The organism is Siccirubricoccus phaeus (assembly GCF_008360935.1).
GTDB lineage: Bacteria > Pseudomonadota > Alphaproteobacteria > Acetobacterales > Acetobacteraceae > Siccirubricoccus > Siccirubricoccus phaeus.
The window spans coordinates 38,847-56,097 of record NZ_SRXO01000012.1 but is presented as its reverse complement, the minus strand read 5'-3'; the positions used below and the strand labels follow the sequence as shown (position 1 = coordinate 56,097).

The 17,251-nt window shown below is 69.4% G+C and carries 16 protein-coding genes; 11 read left to right on the top strand and 5 right to left on the bottom strand.

Translation table 11 applies throughout. The annotated features are described in order from the left end of the window. Nucleotides 1–154: 154 nt before the first annotated feature. The 6 genes from E5N76_RS17220 (at nucleotide 155) to E5N76_RS17195 (ending at nucleotide 6,336) form a co-directional block, all read left to right on the top strand. A complete protein-coding gene (locus E5N76_RS17220) occupies nucleotides 155–1,255 on the top strand; it encodes an extracellular solute-binding protein (protein WP_149538565.1) in 1,101 nt (366 codons plus the stop codon). Beyond that, nucleotides 1,255–2,109, top strand: a complete 855-nt coding sequence (locus tag E5N76_RS17215) for an ABC transporter permease (protein ID WP_149538564.1) — start codon at nucleotides 1,255–1,257, stop codon at nucleotides 2,107–2,109. Before E5N76_RS17220 ends, E5N76_RS17215 begins: the two co-directional genes overlap by 1 nt. Next, nucleotides 2,109–2,906 (top strand): ABC transporter permease, encoded by a 798-nt coding sequence (locus E5N76_RS17210; RefSeq protein ID WP_149538563.1) that lies wholly within the window; start codon nucleotides 2,109–2,111, stop codon nucleotides 2,904–2,906. The genes E5N76_RS17215 and E5N76_RS17210 overlap by 1 nt, the downstream gene beginning before the upstream one ends. A gap of 101 nt (nucleotides 2,907–3,007) precedes the next feature. Next, a complete protein-coding gene (locus E5N76_RS17205; protein ID WP_149538562.1) occupies nucleotides 3,008–4,210 on the top strand; it encodes a pyridoxal phosphate-dependent aminotransferase in 1,203 nt (400 codons plus the stop codon). Between the two features lie 6 nt (nucleotides 4,211–4,216). Beyond that, entirely contained in the window at nucleotides 4,217–5,419 is a 1,203-nt protein-coding gene (locus E5N76_RS17200) for a pyridoxal phosphate-dependent aminotransferase (RefSeq protein WP_149538561.1), read from the top strand. Then, nucleotides 5,416–6,336 (top strand): GNAT family N-acetyltransferase, encoded by a 921-nt coding sequence (locus tag E5N76_RS17195; RefSeq protein WP_235907746.1) that lies wholly within the window; start codon nucleotides 5,416–5,418, stop codon nucleotides 6,334–6,336. Before E5N76_RS17200 ends, E5N76_RS17195 begins: the two co-directional genes overlap by 4 nt. 186 nt (nucleotides 6,337–6,522) lie before the next feature. On the opposite strand, the gene E5N76_RS17190 is transcribed toward E5N76_RS17195, so the two are convergent. Continuing rightward, on the bottom strand, nucleotides 6,523–7,401 hold the full coding sequence (locus E5N76_RS17190) for an alpha/beta fold hydrolase (protein ID WP_149538559.1): 879 nt from the start codon (nucleotides 7,399–7,401) through the stop codon (nucleotides 6,523–6,525). A gap of 114 nt (nucleotides 7,402–7,515) precedes the next feature. On the opposite strand from E5N76_RS17190, the gene E5N76_RS17185 reads away from it, so the two are divergent. The 5 genes from E5N76_RS17185 (at nucleotide 7,516) to E5N76_RS17165 (ending at nucleotide 13,157) form a co-directional block, all read left to right on the top strand. Then, entirely contained in the window at nucleotides 7,516–7,914 is a 399-nt protein-coding gene (locus E5N76_RS17185; protein WP_149538558.1) for a carboxymuconolactone decarboxylase family protein, read from the top strand. Further along, a complete protein-coding gene (locus E5N76_RS17180; protein ID WP_149538557.1) occupies nucleotides 7,914–8,816 on the top strand; it encodes an NAD(P)-dependent oxidoreductase in 903 nt (300 codons plus the stop codon). The genes E5N76_RS17185 and E5N76_RS17180 overlap by 1 nt, the downstream gene beginning before the upstream one ends. Before the next feature lie 118 nt (nucleotides 8,817–8,934). Next, nucleotides 8,935–9,822 carry a glycosyltransferase gene (locus E5N76_RS17175; protein ID WP_149538556.1) on the top strand — a complete coding sequence of 296 codons (888 nt, stop codon included), beginning with the start codon at nucleotides 8,935–8,937 and terminating at the stop codon, nucleotides 9,820–9,822. Between the two features lie 65 nt (nucleotides 9,823–9,887). Then, nucleotides 9,888–10,694, top strand: coding sequence for an N-acyl homoserine lactonase family protein (locus E5N76_RS17170; protein ID WP_149538555.1), 807 nt, complete (start codon nucleotides 9,888–9,890; stop codon nucleotides 10,692–10,694). 99 nt (nucleotides 10,695–10,793) lie between these two features. Further along, the gene (locus tag E5N76_RS17165) at nucleotides 10,794–13,157 is read left to right on the top strand and encodes a xanthine dehydrogenase family protein molybdopterin-binding subunit (protein WP_149538554.1); all 2,364 of its coding nucleotides are present in this window, start codon (nucleotides 10,794–10,796) and stop codon (nucleotides 13,155–13,157) included. Here the strand turns inward: E5N76_RS17165 and E5N76_RS17160 are convergent. The 4 genes from E5N76_RS17160 to E5N76_RS17145 form a co-directional block, all read right to left on the bottom strand. Continuing rightward, nucleotides 13,139–13,459 (bottom strand): hypothetical protein, encoded by a 321-nt coding sequence (locus E5N76_RS17160; RefSeq protein ID WP_149538553.1) that lies wholly within the window; start codon nucleotides 13,457–13,459, stop codon nucleotides 13,139–13,141. The two genes, E5N76_RS17165 and E5N76_RS17160, sit on opposite strands and share 19 nt — an antisense overlap. Nucleotides 13,460–13,691: 232 nt before the next feature. Next, nucleotides 13,692–15,464: a polysaccharide biosynthesis/export family protein gene (locus E5N76_RS17155; protein WP_235907745.1), complete on the bottom strand. Its 1,773-nt coding sequence runs from the start codon at nucleotides 15,462–15,464 to the stop codon at nucleotides 13,692–13,694. Then, the gene (locus tag E5N76_RS17150; RefSeq protein ID WP_149538552.1) at nucleotides 15,454–16,647 is read right to left on the bottom strand and encodes a capsule biosynthesis protein; all 1,194 of its coding nucleotides are present in this window, start codon (nucleotides 16,645–16,647) and stop codon (nucleotides 15,454–15,456) included. Before E5N76_RS17150 ends, E5N76_RS17155 begins: the two co-directional genes overlap by 11 nt. Further along, on the bottom strand, nucleotides 16,604–17,251 hold the full coding sequence (locus E5N76_RS17145) for an ABC transporter ATP-binding protein (protein WP_149538551.1): 648 nt from the start codon (nucleotides 17,249–17,251) through the stop codon (nucleotides 16,604–16,606). The genes E5N76_RS17150 and E5N76_RS17145 overlap by 44 nt, the downstream gene beginning before the upstream one ends.

Below are 17,251 nucleotides of genomic sequence, written 5' to 3'. Positions count from 1 at the left end.
GGAGGGGCGCCGGGCGCAATTCGGCCGTCGGCAAGGCGGGTCTACTGGAATAGTTTCTCTAAGTCAAGGAAAATGGTCCTTGGTTCTTGCCGATGGTCTTTCCGGCCGGGCGGCGGCACTCTGCGCCACCACCGCAAGCTGCCCGGGAGACCCGATGACCCTTCGCCGTGCCCTATGCCTCGGCCTGCTCTTCGGCGCCCTGCTGGCGGGGCGGACGGCGGCGGCGCAGCCGGTGCTGAACGTCTATAATTGGGCGGATTACATCGACCCCTATGTGGTGCAGCGCTTCCAGGCGGAGACCGGCATCCGGGTCCGCTACGACGTCTATGACAGCCTGGAGACGCTGGAAGGAAAGCTTTCCTCGGGCCGCTCCGGCTATGACCTCATCGTGCCGACCAGCGAGCCGACTTTCGCCCGGCTGGTCCGCGCCGGGGCGCTCAGGCCGCTGGACCAGGCGCGCATCCCGAATTGGGGGAATCTGGATCCGGCGCTGATGGCGCGCGTCGCCACGGTGGATCCGGGCAACCGCTTCGGCGCGATCTATCTCTGGGGCACGGTGGGGCTCGGGGTGCGGGCGGATGCGGTGCGGCAGATCCTGCCCGGGGCGCGGTTCGACCAGCTCGACCTGCTGCTGCGGCCGGAGAATGCGGCGAAGCTGGCGCGCTGCGGCCTCGCCGTCATGGACAGCGCGACGGATGTGCTGCCCTCCGTGCTGCGCTGGCTGGGGAAGGCCCCGGACAGCACGGCGCCGGCCGATCTGCGCGCGGCGGAGCAGGCGCTGCTGGCGGTGCGGCCGCAGCTCCGCGCCATCCCCGGCTCCGGCGCGCTGCTGGACATGCTGGCGCGGGGCGAGATCTGCGTGGCGCTGACCTATAGCGGCGACGTCATCCAGGCCGCGGCCCGGGCGCGGGAGGCGGGCAGGGGGGTGGAGATCGCCTATGCCGCGCCGGAAAGCGGCGCGCATCTCTGGTTCGACCTGCTGGCGATCCCGGCCGATGCGCCGAATCCGGAGGCGGCGGAAGCCTTCATCAATTTCCTGCTGCGGCCGGAGGTGATGGCCGCCATCACCGGCCATGTCCGCTACCCCAACGCCGTCCCCGCCGCCCGGCCGCTGGTGCCGGCGGCGGTGCGGGAGGATCCCAGCGTCTATCCCTCCGCCGAGAGCCTGGCCCGCGCCTTCGTCCCGGGCACGCTGAGCCCGGCCGAGGACCGGGCGCGCTCGCGGCTGTGGAGCCGCTTCAAGGCGGGGCGCTGATGCGGGCGGCGCTAATCTCGGCGCCCTTCCTCTGGCTGCTGGCGCTGGTGGCGGCGCCGTCGCTGCTGCTGGGCTGGATCGCCTTCGGCAGCGCGGCGGAGGGGGTACCGCCGGTGGCGCCGCCGCTCGCCTGGCAGGCGGGGGCGCCGGTCTGGCAGGGCAGTCTGGAAAGCTTCGCCCTGCTGCTGGAGGACCCGCATTATGCCGGCGCCCTGCTGCGCTCCCTGCTGGTGGCGGCGGGGACGGCGGGGCTGGCGCTGCTGCTGGGCTACCCCATGGCCTATGCCGTCGCCGAGGCGCGGCCGCGCTGGCGCCTGCCCTTGCTGGCGCTGGTGCTGGCGCCGGTCTGGACCGGGCTGATGCCGCGGCTCGGCGCCTGGATCGGGCTGCTGCGGGATGAGGGCTGGATCAACGGCGTGCTGCTGCGGGCGGGGCTGATCGAGGCCCCGCTGACACTGCTGTTCAGCGATGTCGCGCTGTTCGCCGGCATGCTGCACAGCTACCTGCCCTATGCCGTGCTGCCACTGGCCATCGCCCTGGCGCGGCGGGACCGGGGGCTGGAGGCGGCGGCCGCCGATCTGGGCGCGGCGCCGGGGCGAGTCTTCCTGTCCGTCACCCTGCCGCTCTCCCTGCCCGCGGTGGCGGCGGCCTTCCTGCTGGTCTTCATCCCGGCGGCGGGGGAGTTCGTGATCCCGGAGCTGCTCGGCCCGCCGGGCGATCCGCTGCTGGGGCGGGTGATCTGGGCGGAATTCTTCCAGAGCCGGGACTGGCCCCTGGCCGCCGCCCTGGCGCTGGTGCTGCTGGCGGTGCTGGCCCTGCCGATCCGCGCCTATCAGCGCCTGGGTCGAGGGTGATGGCGCGGCTGGTCCTGGCCCTCGGCCTGCTCTTCCTCTGGGCGCCGATCCTGCTGCTGGCGGGCTACGCCTTCAGCGCGGACCGCATCCCCTTCCAATGGGGCGGCTTCTCCCTGCGCTGGTTCGCCGCCCTGGCGGAGAATGCCCGGGTGCAGGAGGCGGCGCTGCTCTCCCTCTCCGTCGCCGCGGGGGCGGCGACGCTGGCCTGCCTGGTGGGCGGGCTGGTCGGCTGGGCGCTGGCGCGGGGCGGGCGATTCCGGGGCCGGCCGCTCTTCGGCCTGCTGGCCGGCGCCCCGCTGGTGCTGCCGGAGGTGGTGACGGGCCTTTCCCTGCTGCTGCTCTTCGTCCTCGGCCAGGGCGCGGCGGAGAAGCTGCTGGGCTGGCGGCTGGAGCGGGGGGCGGGGACCATCGTGCTCGCCCATGCGACGCTCGGCCTCGCCTATGTCGCGGTGCTGGTGCAGGCGCGGCTCGCCCGGCTGGACCCGCTGCTGGAGGCGGCGGCGCAGGATCTCGGCGCCACCCCCTTCACCGTCTTCCGCACCATCACCCTGCCGCAGATGGTGCCGAGCCTGGTGGCGGGCTGGCTGCTTTCCTTTACCCTCTCGCTCGACGATGTGGTGCTGGCCAGCTTCGTCTCCGGCCCTGCCGGCACGACGCTGCCGGTGCTGATCTTCTCCTCCCTGCGCATGGGGCTGACGCCGGAGGTGAATGCGCTGGGGGTGGTGATCCTGGCGCTGGTGCTGGCGGCGCTGGGGGTGGCGGGCTGGGCGCTGCGCGGGCGGGGGGGGCGATCCTGACTGAAACCGCGCCGAATCGCCCCGGAATGCGGCAGCGGCGGGTTGAACCCCCCGGTTGCGGGGGGTAGGGTCCCGGCCCTCGCAGCACAAGCAGGGCCCCAATGAAGCTCACCGCCGACCGCCTCGACCGCATCTCCCCATCGCTGACCATTGCGATGACCACCAAGGCGCGGGCCCTGAAGGCGGCGGGGAAAGACATCGTCGGCCTGTCCTCCGGCGAGCCGGATTTCGACACCCCGCGCAACGTGAAGGACGCGGCGATCGCCGCCATCGAGCGCGGCGAGACCAAGTACACCGACGTCTCCGGCACCCCCGCCTTGCGCAAGGCGGTCTGCCACCGCTTCAAGGAAGACCACGGGCTGGAGTTCAGGCCGGAGGAGATCCTGATCGCCACCGGCGGCAAGCAGGTGATCTTCGACGCGCTGCTGGCCACCATCAACCCGGGCGAGGAGGCGATCATCCCCGCCCCCTGCTGGGTCAGCTACCCGGACATCGTCGAGCTGGCCGAGGGGACGCCCGTCATCGTCCCGTGTGATCAGAACAGCGGCTTCAAGCTCCGCCCCGAGCAGCTCGAGGCGGCGATCACGCCACGGACAAAATGGTTCATCCTGAACAACCCCTGCAACCCGACCGGCGCCGCCTACAATGCCGCGGAGCTGAAGCAGCTCACTGACGTGCTGATGCGCCACCCGGATGTCTGGATCTTCACCGACGACATCTATGAGAAGCTGGCCTATGATGGCTTCCGCCCGGCGACGATCCTGGAGGTGGAGCCGCGGCTGCGCGACCGCACCGTGACGATGAATGGCTGCTCCAAGGCCTATGCGATGACCGGCTGGCGCATCGGCTACGCCGCGGCGCCGGTGGCGCTGATCAAGGAAATGGACAAGCTGCAGAGCCAGTCCACCAGCAACACCAGCAGCGTCAGCCAGGCTGCGGCGGTGGAGGCCCTGACCGGCCAGCAGGAGAGCATCGAGGTGATGCGCGCCGCCTACAAGAAGCGGCGCGACATGATGGTGGAGGAGCTGAACAAGGCCCCTGGCCTGTACTGCCACAAGCCGGAAGGCGCCTTCTACGTCTTCCCCTCCATGCAGGGCTGCCTCGGCAAGGTGACGCCGAAGGGCGTGAAGATTGCCGATGACGAGACCTTCTGCACGGCGCTGCTGGAGGAGGCCGGCGTCGCCTGCGTGCATGGCGCGGCCTTCATGTATCCAGGCCATTTCCGCATCAGCTATGCGACGGCGGATGCGGTGCTGGTGGAGGCGTGCAGGCGCATCCGGGCCTTCTGCGAGAGCCTGAGCTGACCCGCCATGCCCGCCCTCGCCAACCGCCTGAGCCAGATCAAGGTCTCCGCCTCCGCCGCCATGACGCAGCGCGCGCGGGAGCTGCGTAGCCAGGGCATCCAGGTCATCAGCCTCTCGAACGGGGAGCCGGATTTCCCCTCCCCGCCGCACGCCATCGAGGCCGCCCACCAGGCGGCGCTGCGCGGCGACACGAAGTATCCGCCCCAGGGCGGCACGCCGGTGCTGAAGGCCGCCATCGCCCGCAAGTTCAAGCGGGACAACAACCTCGACTACGCGGCGGATGAGATCATCGTCGGCAATGGCGGCAAGCAGGTGATCTTCAACGCCTTCATGGCGACGGTCGATCCGGGCGACGAGGTGGTGATCCCCTCGCCCTTCTGGATCAGCTATGCCGACATGGCGAAGATGGCCGGCGGCACCGCGATCAGCGTGCCCTGCCCGCAGAATAACGGCTTCAAGCCGCGGCCCGAGGATCTCGACGCCGCCATCACCGCGAAGACGAAGTGGGTGCTGCTGAACTTCCCCAGCAACCCCACCGGCGCGGTGCCGGATTACGCCGAGATGCGCGCCATCGCCGATGTGCTGCTGCGCCATCCGCATGTCTGGATCATGACCGACGACATGTATGAGCATCTGCTCTATGACGGCCATGAATTCCACACCATCGCGGCGGTGGAGCCGGCGCTGAAGGACCGCACGCTGACGGTCAACGGCGTCTCCAAGACCTATGCGATGACCGGCTGGCGCGTCGGCTTCGGCGGCGGCCCGGCCGCGCTGATCAAAGGCATGTTCAACATGCAGGGCCAGGCGACGGCGGGCGTCTCCACCATCGGCCAGGCCGCCGCCGCCGCCGCTCTGGACGGGCCACAGGATTTCGTGAAGGAGCGGGCGGAGCTGTATCGCCAGCGCCGCGACATGGTGGTGGAGATGCTGAACGCCGCCCCCGGCATCTCCTGCCACAAGCCGGAAGGCGCCTTCTACGTCTTCCCGAACCTCGCCGGCTGCCTTGGCAAGACCAGCAAGGGCGGCCGGAAGATCGAGACCGACACGGACTTCGTCATGGCGCTGCTGGAGGAGAAGCGCGTCGCGGCGGTGCAGGGCGCGGCCTATGGCATGTCCCCGCATATGCGCATCTCCTACGCCACGGATCCTGCCAGCCTGGTGGAAGCCTGCGGCCGCATCCAGGAGTTCTGCCGGGAGCTGTCGTGATTCTGCGGCCCGGCCGGGACGCGGATGCCGAGGGCTTCATCGCCCTGATCGGCGCCTGCTGGGCGGAATATCCGGGCTGCGTGCTGGACGTGGATGGGGAGGTGCCGGAGTTGCGCGCCCTCGCCAGCTATTTCGCCGAGGCCGGCGGCGCGCTCTGGGCGGCGGAAGAGGCGGGGGAGGTGATCGGCATGGTCGGCACTCGCCCGCTCGGCGATGACGCAGCCTGGGAGATCTGCCGTATGTATGTGGCGGCCAGGCATCGCGGCACCGGGTTGGCGCACCTTCTGCTGGATCTGGCGGAGGCGCATGCGCGGGCGGCGGGCGCGCGGCGCCTGGTGCTCTGGTCCGATACGCGCTTCGACGCGGCGCATTGCTTCTATGAGAAGCGCTGCTATGTCCGCCAGGGCGCCATCCGCATCCTGGACGACCTCTCGAAATCCCTGGAATTCCGCTACGCCAAGCCGGCCACCGGGCTGGTGGTGGAGATGCTGGACGCCGCGGCGGCGGGGAGCGCGGAGCGGCGCCTGGCGGCGATCCAGGCGCGCTGCGGTGCCGAGGCGGCGCCGGCCTTTTGGCGCCGGGTGACGGGCGAGGTCGCCACGGGGCAGCGGCTGCTGCTGGTGGCCTGGCTGGAGGGGCGGCTGGTCGGCACGGTGCAGGTCGAAACCGCCGCGCCGCCGCATCGTGGCAGGATCAGCCTGCTGCTGGTGGATCCGGCGGAGCGGCGCCGGGGCGTCGGCCGCGCGCTGCTGCAGGCGGTGGAACGCTGCGGGCGGCGGCTGCTGACGCTGGAATGCCCGGCCGGCAGCGCGGCGGAGGCGCTGATCCGTGGGCTGGGCTGGCAGGAAGCCGGACGTATCCCGGGCTACGGGCCGGACCGGGAGGATGTGGTGTTCTTCTACAAGGCGCTGGGCTGACCGGGAGGGGCTCCGCCCCTCCCGGACCCACCCCGCCAAAGGCCGAAAGGCCTTTGGAAACCTTGAGTTCGGCGTCTCGACCGTCGGGTCCAAGACTCATGGGGTTCCAAGGGCCCTTCGGCCCTTTGCGGGGTTGGACGCGCTGCGTTCAACGTGAGAGGGAGGGCAGAGCCCGCCCTCAATTCCTCACAGGAACTTCTCCAAATACCCCAGGCACTCCTCCGGCGCTTCCTCCGCCAGATAGTGCCCGCTGTTCACCGGGCCGCCTTCCAGCGACCCCGCGGCATAGCCGCGCCACACCTCCAGCGGCGCGTACCATTTGGGCAGCGACCCCTTGGCGCCCCACAGCGCCAGCATCGGGCATTGCACCTTCACCCCCGCCGCCCGGCTCGCCCGGTCATGCTCCAGGTCGATCCCGATCGCCGCGCGGTAATCCTCGCAGATCGCCGTCACCGTCCCCGGTTCCTGCAGCGCCGCCAGGTAGTCCGCCCGTGCCTCCGGGTGGAAGAAGCTCTTGTCCTTCGGCTCGCGCGAGGTGTGCAGGTCGAACCAATCCTCCGTGTCGCGCAGGATCATCCGCTCCGGCTTGTCATGCGGCTGGGCCAGGAAGAACCAGTGGTAGTAGCCGAGCGCGAAATGCATATCCGCCCGCTCGAAATGCTCGATGGTCGGAATGATGTCCATGGTGCAGAGCTTCTCGACGGCCTGCGGATGGTCCAGCGCCAGCCGGTGCGCCACCCGCGCGCCGCGGTCATGGCTCACCACCCGGAAGCGCGCATGGCCGAAGCCCCGCATCAGCGCGACCAGATCGGCCGCCATCTCCCGCTTGGCGTAGTGGCGGCTGTCGGGCGTCACTGGCGGCGCCTCGGTGAAGCCATAGCCGCGGATATCCGGGGCGATGACCGTGTATTTCTGCGCCAGCACCGGGGCCAGCCTGTGCCACATGGCATGGGTCTGCGGATTGCCGTGCAGCAGCAGCAAGGGCGGGCCGCTGCCGCCATGCCGCAGGCGGATGCGCTGGCCGTTGGCTTCCCGGGTCTCGAGCGTGAATCCCTCGAAGAACATGGACGGGTCTCCTTCGCCCCCCCATCCTAGCCCCCTGAAAACCCGGCGCCACCCGTTGACCTCGGCGCCCGGGCGCGCGAGCCTGCGGCCCCTTTCCCCCCTCAGGAGGATGCGATGTCCGAGGATTCCGCCCTGTTCGACAAGGGCCTGCCGATTCGCCGTGAAGTGCTGGGCCCGGCCTATGTCGATGCCTCCATGGCCAAGGCCGACGACTTCATGATGTCCTTCCAGCGTGCGACGACGAGCTGGGCCTGGGGTTGGGCCTGGGGCGACCCGACGCTGGACCGCAAGACCCGCAGCCTGATCAACCTGGCGATGCTGACCGCGCTGAACCGCGCGCCGGAGATCAAGCTGCATGTGAAGGGCGCGCTGAACAACGGCGTGACCGTCGAGGAGATCAAGGCGGCGCTGCTGCACGCCACCGCCTATTGCGGCATCCCGGCCGGCCTCGACGCCTTCAAGGCGGCGCATGAGGTGCTGGTCGCGGAAGGTGCGCTGCCGGGGAAGAAGTGATGGCCACCCCGCTCAAGAAGCTCGCCTTCGTCGGCATCGGCAATATGGGCTGGCCGATGGCGGCCAATCTGGTGAAGGCCGGCTTCGAGGTCACGGTCTGCGACGCCGTCCCCGGCCGCAGCGCGAAGTTCACGGAAGAGGTGGGCGGCAATGCCGCCGCCGATGCCGCCGCCGCGGCCAAGGGCGCGGATGCCGTCATCGCCATCCTCCCCACCAGCAAGCAGGTGGCGGAGGTGGCGGCGCTGCTCGCCCCCGTGCTCGCCGCCGGCGCGCTGGTGATCGACATGACCAGCGGCCAGCCGGCGAAGACGCGGGAGATCGCGGCGAAGCTGGCGGAGAAGGGCATCGCGATGATCGACGCGCCCGTCTCCGGCGGCGTGCCGCGGGCCAAGACCGGCGACCTCGCCATCATGCTGGGCGGCGAGACGGCGGAGCTGGACCGCGCGGAGCCGGTGCTGAAGGCGATGGGCAGCAGCCTCTATCGCTGCGGCGGCATCGGCGCCGGCCAGGCGATGAAGGCGCTGAACAACCTCTCCTCCGCCGGCACCTTCCTGATGGGCATCGAGGTGCTGCTGATCGGCCAGCGCTTCGGCCTGGATGCCGGGACGATGGTGGATGTGCTGAACGCTTCCTCCGGCATGTCCAACAGCAGCCAGCGGAAGTTCAAGCAATATGTGCTGAACCGCCGCTTCGACGACGGCTTCGCCATGGAGCTGATGGTGAAGGATCTCGGCATCGCACTAGAAGTGGGGCGGGATACCAACACGCCGACGCCCTTCTCCGCGCTGTGCAAGGAGATGTGGGCCGGGGCGCTGGCGGCCCTCGGCCCTGGCCATAACCACACGGCGATGAGCCAGCTTTCGGAGAAGCTCGCCGGCGAGATTCTCGGCGGCAACAAATAGCTCCCCACCGGCGCGCCGGCCGCCATGTCGGCGTGTCGCAGGATCGCGATGCCGCCCTGGCTGCGCTTCCGCATACGGTCCTGCACCCGATATCGCGCAGGAATGGCAGCGGAAACGCATGGACTGGCGTGCGGAGGTGACCAACCGGGCCAGGGTCTGGCTCGTGGATCGGCTGAGGCTGCGGCGCCGCTTCGCGGCGCTGCTTCTCGACACGACCGCGCCACAGGGCCGCCGCGACATCCTACCCACCGCCTCACTGCCCGCCCCGTATGTCTCGGTAGGTGCCGCCATGCAAGCGGACATTCCGGTTTTCATTCCCTGCTTCAACGCGGTCACCTACACCCGCGGGATGGTCGAGCAGTTGCGCGCGCGAGGCCTGCGTCGGCTGTATCTGCTGGACAACGCCTCGGACTATCCGCCCATGCGGGACTATCTGGCCGCGCCCGGCCCCGGCGTGACGGTCATCCTCCTGCCGGAGAATCGCGGACCGCGCGCCATCTTCCTCGACCCCGTCAGCTACGCGCTGCTGCCGCAATTCTTCTGCGTCACCGATCCGGATCTCGTGCTCAACCCGGAGATGCCGGCGGATTTCCTCGCTCGCCTTGCCGCCCTCACCGAGACACTCGCGATCGGCAAGGCAGGCTTGGCCCTCGACATCTCAGATGTCGCAAGGATGCGGGACGAGGCATTCCCCGTCGGTGATCGCCATTGGAAGATCTGGGAGTGGGAGGATCAATTCTGGCAGGAGCCGCTGACGCCACTGCCGGAAGGCGATCCGGTCTACCGGGCACCGGTGGACACCACCTTCGCGCTGTACAACAAGCGGTATTTCGATCCGAGCGACCCGCTGCGTGGCGTGCGGGTTGCCGGACGTTACGTCTGCAGGCATCTTCCCTGGTACAAGGATATCGGGATGCCGGCCGAGGAGGAGCGATACTACCGACGGCACGCGCGCGATTCCTACTACCTGCGTGACCCGGAGACGTCCTCCGCACCGCGATACTAGTGGCCCGAGAACGAAGCCCGCAGGACTTCGGAATCGGGACACTAGGATCGGGAGGGACAAGCGCCATGACGGCAGCAAAATTGTGGGAAGCCTACGCCATCCGCTATGGCCGGCATGAACGTCCGGCCCAGGCCAATTTCCTGCTGCCGGTCGCCGACCCGCATGAGGCGATGCCGCTCGACTACTATGTCTGGCTGCTGCGCAATGCCGAGGGCCATGAGATCGTCGTCGATACCGGCTTCGACGCTGCCCTGGCCGAGAAGCGCGGCCGCACGCTGAGCCGCAGCGTCGCCGAGGGCCTGCGGTCCATGGGCTGTGACCCGGCCAAGGTGCAGGACGTGGTGGTGACGCATCTGCATTACGACCATGCCGGCAGCATCGATCTGTTCACCGGCGCCCGGATCCATATCCAGGACCGGGAGATGGCCTTCGCCACTGGCCGGCATATGTGTGCCGCCTGCATCCGCGTGCCCTTCGAGGCGGATCACGTCATCTCCATGGTCCGTGCCCTGTACGCGGACAAGGTGCAATTCCATGACGGCGACGGGGAGGTGGCGCCCGGCGTCACCGTCCATCGGGTCGGCGGGCATTCGGACGGGCTGCAGGTCGTGCGGGTGCAGACGGCGCGGGGGCCGGTGGTGATCGCCTCCGATGCGTTGCACTTCTATGCCAATCCCGGCACCGGCAACCCCTTCCCGATCATCTTCGACCTCGGCGCCATGACCCAGGGCTGGCGCGCCGTGAAGCGGCTGGCGGAAGGCGATGAGAGCCGCGTCATCCCCGGCCATGACCCGGACGTGCGCCGGCGCTTTCCCAGCGTGGCCGGGCATGACGGCGAAGCGGTGGCGCTGCATTTGCCGCCCATTGGCTGAGGCATCGCAGGCCCCCGCCACACGCCCTTGGGGGGCCTGTTGCAAATCCCCGGGCGGGTGCAATCTCTGCCGCAATCCCCAACAGCGGCGAGAGAGCCCATGCCCGACATTACCCTGCCGGATGTCACGCGCCTGAAATTCGGCGTCGGCCAGCCGGTTCCGCGCAATGAGGACCCGACCCTGCTGCAGGGCCAGGGCCGCTATACGGATGACCTGGCCCTTCCCGGCCAGCTCTGGTGCGTCATCGTGCGCAGCCCTTATGCGCATGGCATCATCAAGGGTATCGACACGGCGGCGGCGAAGGAGGTGCCAGGCGTCGTCGCCGTCTTCACCGGCGCCGACCTCGCCGAATACGGCCCGCTGCGTTGCGTGCTGCCGCTGAAGAACCGGGACGGCTCGCCGCTGATCAACATCCTGCGGCCCTCCCTCGTCACCGACAAGGTACGCTTCGTCGGCGACCCCGTCGCCTGCGTGGTGGCGGAGAGCAAGGAAGCAGCGAAGGATGGCGCCGAGGCGGTCTATCTCGACATCGACATCCTGCCGGCGGTGACGGACGCCTCCGCCGCCGCTGCCCCGGATGCGCCACAGCTCTACGACCACATCCCCGGCAACCAGGTGCTGGATTTCCATTTCGGCGATGCGGAGAAGGTGGCCGCCGCCTTCGCCGCCGCCGCCCATGTCACGAAGCTTTCCATCCGCAACAACCGCATCGTCGTCTGCGCCATGGAGCCGCGCAGCGCGATCGGCGAATACGATCCGGAGAGCGGCCGCTACACCCTGCATGTCGGCAGCCAGGGCGTGTTCGGCCTGCGCGGCCAGATGGCGAACGACATCCTGAAGGTGCCGACGGACAAGGTCCGCATCCTGACCGGCAATGTCGGCGGCAGCTTCGGCATGAAGGCCAGCGCCTATCCGGAATACACCTGCCTGCTGCATGCCGCTAAGGTGCTGGGCCGGCCGGTGAAATGGACGGATGAGCGCACCGGCTCCTTCCTCTCCGACCAGCATGGCCGCGACCATGAGGTGGAGGCGGAGCTGGCGCTGGATGCGGAGGGCAAGGCGCTCGCCGTGCGCCTCACCTCCTACGCCAATATGGGCGGCTATCTGGCGACGGTCGGGCCGCTGATGGGCACCGGCAATTTCAGCAAGAACATCCAGTCCAATTACGCGACGCCGCTGATCGAGGTCAGCACCAAATGCCTCGTCACCAACACCACGCCGGTCTCCGCCTATCGCGGCGCCGGGCGGCCTGAGGGGAATTACTTTTTCGAGCGGCTGCTGGAGCAGGCGGCGAAGGAGACCGGGCGCAGCGCCATCGAGCTGCGCCGCATCAACCACATCAAGCCGGAGGCCTTTCCCTTCAGCGCCCCTTCCGGCAGCGTCTATGACAGCGGCGATTTCACCGGGGTGCTGGAGGCGGCGCTGGACGCCGCCGACTGGGACGGCTTCGAGGCCCGCAAGGCCGAGAGCAAGGCCGCCGGCAAGCTGCGCGGCCGGGGCATCGGCAATTTCCTCGAATGCACCGCGCCGCCGATGAAGGAACAAGGAGAGATCCGCTTCAACGAGGATGGCACGGTCACCATCATTACCGGCACGCTCGATTACGGCCAGGGGCATTGGACGCCCTTCGCCCAGGTGCTGCACCAGACCCTGGGCGTACCCTTCGAGAGCATCCGTCTGGTGCAGGGCGATTCCGATCTGCTGATCGCCGGCGGCGGCACCGGCGGTTCCAAATCGCTGATGGCCTCCGGCGCCGCGATCATCGAGGCAGCGCAGCTCGTCATCGAGAAGGGCAAGCTCGCCGCGGCGCATATGCTGGAAGCGGCGCCGGCGGATATCGAGTTCACCCGCGACGCCGATGGCACCGGCCGCTTCACCATCGCCGGCACCGACCGCTCCATGAGCATCATGGAGGTGGCGGCGCGCATCCGCACCGCGAACAACCCGCCGCCGGAGCTGCCGGAAAGCCTGGACGTGAGGCATGTCTTCGACCAGGCGCCGATGGCCTATCCGAATGGCTGCCACATCTGCGAAGTGGAGATCGAGCCGGAGACCGGCCTGACCCATGTGGTGCGCTACACCTCGGTGAACGACTTCGGCGTCATCGTGAACCCGCTGCTGGTCGAAGGCCAGGCGCATGGCGGCATCGTCCAGGGCATCGGCCAGGCGATCTACGAGCATGTGGCCTATTCGGAGGAAGGCCAGCTCCTCTCCGGCAGCTATCAGGATTACGCGCTGCCGCGCGCTTCGGATGTGCCGAGCTTCGGCTTCCTCAGCCGGCCGGATCCGTGCAAGACCAACCCGATCGGCGCCAAGGGCTGCGGCGAAGCGGGGTGCGCGGGGTCGCTGCCCGCGGTGATGAACGCGATCGTGGATGCGCTTTCGGAGTATGGCATCAGCCACATCGACATGCCGGCGACGCCAGAGCGGGTGTGGCGGGCCATTCAGGAAGCACGGGGCTGAACCGGGAGGGGCTTTGCCCCTCCCGAACCCACCCCACCAAAGGCCGCAGGGCCTTTGGAAACCTTGGGTCCTGGGCGCGACGGTCGAGACGCGAAACTCAAGGGTTCAAAGCCGCCGGAGGCCTCGCAGGCGAAGACCGGGCGCGGGGCAAGCGCGCCGGTGGCGTGCAGGCAGCCGAGCAGGCTGGCATGGCCGGCCTGGTCATTGGCGAAGCGGCTGGGCTGCTGCCCGGGCCACGCCACATCCAGCCAGGCGGCGCTGACATCGACGCCGATCACGGTGCTGCCGCTGTGGTTCCGCATCCTCTGCCCCATCCTTGCCAGTTCGGGGTTGCACCCCAGGCAACTGTTCGGGTTCAACAGGAGGCGGATCCGGGCCAGGCTTTGAAACGGTCTTTGCACCGGGGGCCATGCGGCCTCGAGATCGCGCCGCCGGCCCGGGGCGAGCCCCGGGCCGGCAGCCCCATCCTAACCATACTCACAAGACACAAGGGCCCTTCGGCCCTTTGCGAGGGGGAGCAGAGCTCCCCCTCAATCACAGGAAGATTCGTGTCGCCACCGCGATCTGATAGATCAGCCCCAGCAGCTCGCTGCCCACCTGGAACACCTTCGGATCCAGCCGCGGCAGCGCGATCAGCTCATCTCCCGGCCGCGGACCCTCCTCCGGGTCCAGCACCAGCTCCCCGCTCGCGCGCCTGATCATCATCGCGCCATCGCTGCCCCGCGGCGTATAGCCGCCGGCAGCGCGCACGTAATCCGTGATCCGCATCCCCTGCCGCCACACCACGGCGCGCGGCGCGGTCACCTCGCCCGCCACCAACACGGTCTGGGATTTCTCCGGGATGACGATCACATCGCCCTCTTCCAGCCGCACCGGCGCGCAGCGCCCATCGCGGTCGGAGACGACCACGCGCCCTTCCGGCTGAGTCCGCCGTGCCCGCTGGATATAGGAGGAGACGAGATTCGCCTCCGTCGCCCGGATGGCGGCGACGCCGGTGGTGGCGGAAACCGCCATGAAAAGCTGCCGCTCCAGCCTGTCCAGCGCCTCATCGATGGCGCGGCGCTGCTGCTGCGCCACGGAAGGCCGCAGCAGGAAGACGGAGCGCGTATCGGCCAGCGCCGGGTCCACCGCGATATGGTCCAGCACGTCGCACAGCGTCGCCTCGCGGTCCGCCACCAGCACGGAAGGCCCGATGCGGCTGCCCTCCACCGTCACGCGCACGCTGGGCGCCGGGCTGTCCGTGATGAAGGTGACCGTGTCCTGGTCCCCCAGCGTCACGCCGGAAAGCTCGCTCAGCGAGACGTAGCGGGAGAAGGGCTGGCCGCCGCGGCTGCCGCGGATGATGGCGTTGGTCGCGGCCGGCAGCGGGCGGGCGTACTCCACCAGTTCCCGCCCGGCCATCACGCGGCCCGGCACCTCGAACAGGTAGTTGTTGCGCACCGCGCCATCGGCGCCCACCACGGCACGCTGGCGCGCCACGACGATGGTGTCGCCCTCCTGCAGCCGGACCGCCGGCAGCCTGCCTTCCAGCAGGAAGCGGTAGAGATCGACCGTCGCCACGCTGCGGCCGCCGCGCTGCACCTGGATGTCGCGGTAGGAGCCGCGGCCGGGATCGACGCCGCCGGCTCGCACCAGGAAGTCCAGCACGCTGTCCGCCGCATTGCCGCCGAAGCGGCCCGGGGTGCGGACGAAGCCGGCGACGAAGACGCCGATGCGCTGGGTGGAGAGCAGCACCGCATAGACCTGCACCTGGCTGGTGTAGGTGCGCTGCACCTCCGCCTCCACCACCTGCTGCAAATCGCCCGCGCGGGTGCCGGCGATGCGGATGGGGCCGATATTGGGCAGGAAGAGATTGCCCGTGGGGTCCACCACGGCCACCGTCTCCGCCTCCACCGCGCCCCAGACCCGGATGGAAACGCGGTCGCCCGGGATGATCTGGTAATTCGGGTTGGGCGCGTCGGAAACCGAGGTCGCGTCCCGGGTGAAGAGGCTGGCGCCGAACACCGCCGGCCGCCCGCCGATGCGGCTGGCATCGCCGAGCGGCCCGGTCGCGGTGGGCCCGCCTTCGGATTGCGTCTCCGTGCCGGTCCGGCTCAGCACCCGGTCCGGGCCGACCAGGCTCGGCAGGCTCTCCGTCACCGCGGCGCCGCTGGGGCCGGGGCTGGGCCGGGAGAGCTGCTGGTTCTGCTGCTGCAGCATCTGGTTCTGCTGGAGGAGCTGCATCGGCGTCTGCGCCAGGGCGACGCCCGGCGCCATGGCCACCAGCAGCGCCATCCTGGCGCGCCTGGTGAGGCCTTCAAGAAGCATGTTCACGCATTCCCGCCACGAGGAGCCAAGCCAGCCCGTAAGCCACGGACAGGCAGATGAAGATGTAGAGGGTGGTCTGCACGCCCTTTGGGTAGCGGGCGTATTCGGCGAGGTTGGGTTCCACCACGCGCAGCAGGAAGATCTGCTGGCGCTGCGCATCCACCCGCGCGCGCTCGAGCGAGGCGGTGGCGGAGGCGAGCTGGGTGCGCGCCAGCTCCCGCTCCGTGCCCAGCCGCTCATACTCGCCGATCTGCTGGGAAAGGCCGGCATCGGTGCTGCTGATCCGCACCCGCTCCTCGGCCACCTGGGCGTTCAGCGCCTCGATGCGGTTGCGGAGCTGCACGACGCGCGGATTGTCCGCGCGGGTGAAACGCTGGGCCTCGGCCAGCTCGGCCCGGGCCTGGGCCAGCGCGCCTTCCAGCTTGCCGAGATTCTCGAGGGCGAGGGCGGCGGAGCGGGTCGGGTCCACCGCCCGCTCCCGCTCACGGAACTGGGTCATCTCCAGCTGCACGGTGGCCAGCCGCCGTTCGGCGCGGCCCACCTCCTCCCGCGCCACCCGCAGCCCGTCCTCCTGCAGCCGCTGGTTCAGGCTGTTGACCATGGCCTCGGAAAGGCCGAGCAGCGCCTCGGCGATCGTCCTGCTGTCCTCAGGCCGGAAGCTGCGGACACGCAGCGCGGTGATGCCGCTGGTGGTGTCGTATTCCACTGTCACCATGCGGCGGAAATAATCATGCAGCCGCTCAGCCGTCGGGTTCTCCCACCACAGCCGGGCGACCTCGTCGGCTTCCGGCCGGCGGAACATCTCCACCAGCGGCAGCCGCGCGCGCAGCGCCGCCACAGCATCATGCGACTGCAGATAGTCCCGCACCCCCATCGCATCCTCGGAGGCGGGGCGGAAGCCGGAGGCATGCAGCATCTCGCCCAGGCCGCCGGTGGGCACCTGCTGGCGGCCGCGGATCAGGAAGCGGGCTTCCGAATCATATTGCGGGGCGGCGAAGTGGATGAAGTAGAGCCCGGCCAGCAGCGTCGGCAGCAGGACCGTCAGCTTGAAGGCGTTGCGCCGCGCCAGGCGGCGCAGCCGGCTCAGCAGGCCAGGCGGGGCGACCGGGCCGGACCAGCCGGCATCGCTCGCCCCGACGTCAGGCAGCGTGGTAGGCGGCGATTGCTTCGTCCAGATCGTCATAGCGGGTCAACCTACCATCCTGCAGGACCGCGGCGGAGGAGCAGAAGGCCCGCACCGTGGCGACCTGGTGAGAGACGAGCAGCAGGGTGCTGTTGGCATGGCGTTCGGCCAGGGCGACGCGGCAGCGCTCGCCGAAGCGGCTGTCGCCGACCGCGATCACCTCATCCACCAGGTAGCAGTCGAAATCGACCGCGAGGGAGAGGGCGAAGCCGAGCCGCATCATCATGCCGGAGGAGTAGGTCCGCACCGGCAGCCGGTAATACTCGCCGAGCTCGGCGAAATCCTCGACGAAGCCGACCGTCCAGTCCAGCGGCTTGCCGTAGATCCGGGCGATGAAGCGGGCATTGTCGGCGCCGGAGATGCTGTAATGCATGGCGCCGGCGAAGCCGAGCGGCCAGGAGACGCTCATCCGCCGCTCGATCCGGCCGGAGGTGTAGCCCTCCACCCCGGAGATCAGGCGGAGCAGCGTGGTCTTGCCGGCGCCGTTGCGGCCGAGGATGCCCACCTTCTCGCCATGGCGGAATTCGGCGGACAGCCCGTTCAGCACCGTCTTCGGCCCGAGATGGGTCTTGTAGACCTTGCAGAGATCGGTGATGCGGATCAT

What these genes read in the sequence shown, in the direction of transcription:
- E5N76_RS17150 (WP_149538552.1), bottom strand. Translation starts at nt 16,647, where the DNA reads ATGACGATCTGGACGAAGCAATCGCCGCCTACCACGCTGCCTGACGTC.
- E5N76_RS17200 (WP_149538561.1), top strand. Translation starts at nt 4,217, where the DNA reads ATGCCCGCCCTCGCCAACCGCCTGAGCCAGATCAAGGTCTCCGCCTCC.
- E5N76_RS17215 (WP_149538564.1), top strand. Translation starts at nt 1,255, where the DNA reads ATGCGGGCGGCGCTAATCTCGGCGCCCTTCCTCTGGCTGCTGGCGCTG.
- E5N76_RS17180 (WP_149538557.1), top strand. Translation starts at nt 7,914, where the DNA reads ATGGCCACCCCGCTCAAGAAGCTCGCCTTCGTCGGCATCGGCAATATG.
- E5N76_RS17190 (WP_149538559.1), bottom strand. Translation starts at nt 7,401, where the DNA reads ATGTTCTTCGAGGGATTCACGCTCGAGACCCGGGAAGCCAACGGCCAG.
- E5N76_RS17175 (WP_149538556.1), top strand. Translation starts at nt 8,935, where the DNA reads ATGGACTGGCGTGCGGAGGTGACCAACCGGGCCAGGGTCTGGCTCGTG.
- E5N76_RS17220 (WP_149538565.1), top strand. Translation starts at nt 155, where the DNA reads ATGACCCTTCGCCGTGCCCTATGCCTCGGCCTGCTCTTCGGCGCCCTG.
- E5N76_RS17165 (WP_149538554.1), top strand. Translation starts at nt 10,794, where the DNA reads ATGCCCGACATTACCCTGCCGGATGTCACGCGCCTGAAATTCGGCGTC.
- E5N76_RS17170 (WP_149538555.1), top strand. Translation starts at nt 9,888, where the DNA reads ATGACGGCAGCAAAATTGTGGGAAGCCTACGCCATCCGCTATGGCCGG.
- E5N76_RS17160 (WP_149538553.1), bottom strand. Translation starts at nt 13,459, where the DNA reads ATGCGGAACCACAGCGGCAGCACCGTGATCGGCGTCGATGTCAGCGCC.
- E5N76_RS17185 (WP_149538558.1), top strand. Translation starts at nt 7,516, where the DNA reads ATGTCCGAGGATTCCGCCCTGTTCGACAAGGGCCTGCCGATTCGCCGT.
- E5N76_RS17205 (WP_149538562.1), top strand. Translation starts at nt 3,008, where the DNA reads ATGAAGCTCACCGCCGACCGCCTCGACCGCATCTCCCCATCGCTGACC.
- E5N76_RS17145 (WP_149538551.1), bottom strand. Translation starts at nt 17,251, where the DNA reads ATGATCCGCATCACCGATCTCTGCAAGGTCTACAAGACCCATCTCGGG.
- E5N76_RS17155 (WP_235907745.1), bottom strand. Translation starts at nt 15,464, where the DNA reads ATGCTTCTTGAAGGCCTCACCAGGCGCGCCAGGATGGCGCTGCTGGTG.
- E5N76_RS17210 (WP_149538563.1), top strand. Translation starts at nt 2,109, where the DNA reads ATGGCGCGGCTGGTCCTGGCCCTCGGCCTGCTCTTCCTCTGGGCGCCG.